Genomic DNA, 1,380 nt, shown 5'->3' with positions numbered 1-1,380 from the left:
GTCTAGCGGTCAACTATGTTTTGGCCGCTAGACCATGAACGCCAATCTTTTTCGCAAGATCCATAGTGGTGATAGGTTCACCGACCATGCCTTCAACATCACCAGTGTATAGAGACTAATGATATGAACAATCTGTGTTATAGGGTGTTAACGTAGGTTATGTGCGGTTAAAGATTGGGAAAATTAGGCTTGAAGCTAGATACAGTGCGGGGTTTGAGATTTTAGGTCTTGAGCCCCGCTTGCATTTTTGGCTATTGAGCAATTTTAGCTGATTTGAGCAATTCTTTCTAATTTATGTAATTTAGACTATCAAAGTGAGCACTGGCTGTTTTTGTTTGTTCGCTGTTTAAACCGAGTTTAAACATTTAAAACGTGAGGCGTTAAAGTCTAACCTTTCTAATCCTCGTCATCAGAACACGCACCGCTTCACCAATGACCTCAATATCATTTAGGTCATCTCCTGAGAAAAACATTTCGTCGTACTCTTTGTTATCGCTTTTTATTTTAAGTGTCTGTTTTATATGGTTGTATTGAATTCTCTTTATGAATAGTTCATCTTTCAGACGAATGACATAAACCCCTTCATGTAAAAAGCTATCTAAATTTATCCGTTGTATTAGCACCAGGTCATCTTCATAGAGCGTGGGCTCCATGGAGTCGCCCTTTACAGGAAGAATGAATAGCTCTCTACGGTTCGTTACGCCATAGAGCGATAGAAGCTCTTTCTGGATTGCTACGTATTCATTAGCTTGGTCTTGTTCGTATGGGATGCAGCCATGCCCCGCAGACACCGTGACGTCGTAGACAGGAATCTTAATAGTATCACCAAGATAGGCAACGGAAGGCTCTCGTACCTCGTTGTTTTCCAAGGAGTCTATTACTGATTGAGGAAGGCTGCTTCTGTGGTATTCAAACGCTACGCCCTTTATTTTTGTTCGTTGACGTTTCTTCCACCCTTCTTTTGATGCCTTCCTAGTGACATTGCTTGCGGTGTTTGGCATTCCCTCAAGTTGTGAAATCTCTTCAGACGTAAACCATTCCTTCATGATTTTAAAAGCTCCTATTTGGAATCATTTTGATTTCAAAAAACATAAACAGATACCACCCTTTATAATCAATCACTTAGGCGGAGTGTGGCGATATTTATTGAAATCAATTTGAATTCACTATTGATTTCAAAAAGAATTCAAACTATTCTCTTTCTAACTCGTGAGCTACTTCATGGAGTAGCTCAAATTAATAGGAAGAGGATCGCATGATATGAGCCTTAATAAAAGAGATATGGCGCGAGAAGACATCGTTGCTGAATTAAAGAAACGAAAAACTTCATTACGTTCTTTAGGAAGGCAGAACGGACTTTCTAAAGAACGTAATGAAGTT

2 protein-coding genes are annotated in these 1,380 nt (G+C 39.5%); one reads left to right on the top strand and one right to left on the bottom strand.

From position 1 onward, the window contains the following. Positions 1 to 380: 380 nt before the first annotated feature. Complete coding sequence (locus OW491_RS17960) at positions 381 to 1,046, bottom strand: LexA family transcriptional regulator (RefSeq protein WP_102582819.1); 666 nt, start codon at positions 1,044 to 1,046, stop codon at positions 381 to 383. A 214-nt stretch (positions 1,047 to 1,260) separates the two neighbouring features. Here OW491_RS17960 and OW491_RS18270 point away from each other — a divergent pair. Beyond that, a partial coding sequence (locus OW491_RS18270; protein WP_354669567.1) for a helix-turn-helix domain-containing protein occupies positions 1,261 to 1,380 on the top strand: 120 nt, incomplete at its 3' end.

This window comes from Neptunomonas sp. CHC150 (assembly GCF_030397555.1).
Lineage (GTDB): Bacteria > Pseudomonadota > Gammaproteobacteria > Pseudomonadales > Balneatricaceae > Neptunomonas > Neptunomonas phycophila.
The sequence above is the reverse complement of the archived record's forward strand: the minus strand, read 5'-3'. Positions and strand labels throughout refer to the sequence as shown.